The organism is Yoonia sp., assembly GCF_036007805.1.
Classification (GTDB): Bacteria; Pseudomonadota; Alphaproteobacteria; order Rhodobacterales; family Rhodobacteraceae; genus Yoonia.
Map to the genome: position 1 here is coordinate 1 of NZ_DASYOK010000334.1, position 2,754 is coordinate 2,754.

The 2,754-nt window shown below is 61.0% G+C and carries 3 protein-coding genes; all 3 read right to left on the minus strand.

Features of this window, described 5'->3' with window-relative positions; translation table 11 throughout:
• Nucleotides 1-1,217, minus strand: a 1,217-nt coding sequence (locus VGP75_RS17855; protein WP_327544941.1) for a nitrite/sulfite reductase, incomplete at its 3' end; no start/stop codon positions are given.
• Between the two features lie 2 nt (nucleotides 1,218-1,219).
• Nucleotides 1,220-1,519, minus strand: a complete 300-nt coding sequence (locus VGP75_RS17860; protein ID WP_327544942.1) for a DUF2849 domain-containing protein — start codon at nucleotides 1,517-1,519, stop codon at nucleotides 1,220-1,222.
• The coding region (cysG, locus tag VGP75_RS17865) for a siroheme synthase CysG (protein WP_327544943.1) at nucleotides 1,519-2,754 on the minus strand (1,236 nt) is incomplete at its 5' end. The genes cysG and VGP75_RS17860, both read right to left, overlap by 1 nt.

Below are 2,754 nucleotides of genomic sequence, written 5' to 3' on the forward strand. Positions count from 1 at the left end.
AGGCCGATATTTGCCGTCGCCAGATCCGCCTCACGCAGTGCCGCATAGACCGCAGGCAGGTCGGATTTATGCACATGGGGCAGGATGACGTTTTGCTCGTGGCTGATGCGCAATTCGCCGTGACCGTATTGCTCGGCCAGATCGGCCATCACACGCATCTGGTCCGATGTCGCATCGCCCGGCGTTGCACCGTGTTTCTTGATGCTGATCGACACGACGGCATAGCCTTCGGCCTTGTGCGCAGCGAGGTTTGTGTCGCTCCATGACCGGAAGGCGGGGTTTGCAAGGCGCGCGGCCTCATACCCGTCAGTGGATTTCGTCACAAAGGCGGGTGGCGCAAAGGCGGCCTCGATCTCGGCCAGCAGGGCCTGGTCGTGGCCTGTGAAATCAGCGCGGATATTGGCAAAGCGGGCCTCCACCAGCTCTTGCATCTTTTCCAGCCCGTTTTCATGGACCGTAATCTTGATCCGCGCTTTGTATTTGTTGTCGCGACGGCCCAGCAGGTTGTAGACGCTGACGATGGCCTCGCAGTAAGGCAGCAGATCAGCCTTGGGCAGGAACGCCCGCAGCACCTTGCCCACCATTGGCGTGCGGCCAAGACCACCACCGACGATGACCTCAAAGCCGGGCTCGCCCGCGTCATTGCGTACCATACGCAAACCGATGTCATGGGCGCGGGTGACGGCGCGGTCATGGGCGGCACCGGTCACGGCGATCTTGAACTTGCGTGGCAGGAACTGGAATTCGGGGTGGTCGGTGGACCACTGGCGCAGCAGTTCGGCGATGGCGCGGGGGTCCTCGATTTCATCCGCTGCCGCACCGGCAAAATGGTCTGCGGTCACATTGCGGATTGTGTTGCCCGAGGTCTGGATCGCATGCATGCCAACATCGGCCAGCGCATCAAGCATATCCGGCACGTCGCGCAGTTTTGGCCAGTTGTACTGGATATTCTGGCGTGTGGTGAAGTGGCCATAGCCCTTGTCCCAACGGTCCGCGATATAGGCAAGTTGGCGCATCTGCGCGGGGTTCAGCGTGCCATAGGGCACCGCGACCCGCAGCATATAAGCATGCAATTGCAGATAAAGACCGTTCATCAGGCGCAACGGTTTGAATTCATCCTCGGTCAAAGACCCGTCAATGCGGCGTTCTACTTGCGCGCGGAATTGGGCGACGCGGGTGCGCACGAAGGCTTCGTCAAAATCGGTGTAGGTATACATGATTAAAGTTCCACTTGCTTGCCGTGGGCGTAGTTTGAAGGGCCGCGCGTGCGGAATTCTTCGCGGAAATGGGTCGGCGCAGGGCCGTCTTCGGTGGCTTTAGCATCCGCCAGATAGGCCCCTGCGATTTCATCCCTGCGCGATTGCGCCTCAAGCAGGCGAAGCTCGGCGTGGGCCTCATCTGTCAGCAGCTCGGCTTCGCGGATGTCGCGGGTCCATGTGTCGTCCTCAGCCAACCAGACGGCATCGCCATCCAGCAGGGCATTCGCGGTGACCACTTTGGGTGTGAAACTACGGGCCATTATGCAAATTCCTTTTGGCTAATCGCCAGTGCTGCGGCGTCACGGGGGGCAAGGCCGAGGAAGGTGATGGCCGGGCCTTGCAGATTGGCTTGGGTCAGGGTGGGTTCAAGTTCGGCCAGCGTGGTGGCGATGATCTGTTGATCGGCGCGGCTGACGTTTTCGATGATTGTCACAGGCGTTGCGGGATCAGCGCCATGCATCAGCAAGCGGCCCTGGATAAAGCGGGCCGATTTCTTGCCCATATAGATCGCGGCTACTTCACCGGGGGCGGCCAATGCCCGCCAGTCGTGATCGGCATAGCCTTTGGTGTCGTGCCCCGTGATCAGGCGCACCGCCGAATTGCGCCCGCGTTTGGTCAGGCTTTGCCCTATGTTGGCAACAGCGGCAGAAGCCGCCGTGATGCCCGGGATGATGGTGTAGGGAATGTCATGCGCCGCAATTGCAGCGATTTCCTCGTCCAAACGGCCAAATACCGTGGGATCGCCGGCTTTCAGGCGCACAACATGATGGCCGTCCAGCGCATGCTGCACGATCAGCGCGTCGATATCGGACTGCGCCATCGCGCGGCCAAAGCCTTCTTTGCCTGCGTCGATGATAATCGCTTCGCGGCGGGCAAGTTCCAGAATCTCGGGCGTTACCAACCGGTCATGGATAACCACATCGGCCTTGTCCAGCGCATTGCGGGCTTTGAGCGTCAGAAGCTCGGGATCACCGGGGCCCGCGCCGACAAGATCGACGGAACCGGATTTCCGCTCCTGCATGATGTGGCTGTCCAGAAGGCTTTCCAGTGCGGGGACAACCGCCTGTTCGCCTGCATCGGCCAGCGCCTTGGGGCCTGTGCCAAAGTAAAAGGCCGACCAGAAATCACGGCGCTTGCGGCCCATCGGCAGCACATCAACCGCGTGGCGGAAATTCTTGCCGATCCGCGCAAGCACACCCAGCGATGTGGGCAGCCGCGCTTCCAGATCGGCTTTGATGGCGCGCGCCAGAACAGGGGCGGCACCTTCTGTACCGATAGCAATTGTCACCGGATCACGATCCACAATAGCGGGGGTAATGAACTGGCTGTCGGCGAGGTTATCGACGATATTGACCAACGCCCCCTCGGCATGGGCAATCGCGGCCACGCGGGCGTCTTCGGCGTCGTCCTCGTTGGCACCATAGAACAGCGCAGCGCAAAGTGCGTCACCTGGCTCCATGGCGCGCTCGATGATCCGCAGCTTGCCCTGATCGGC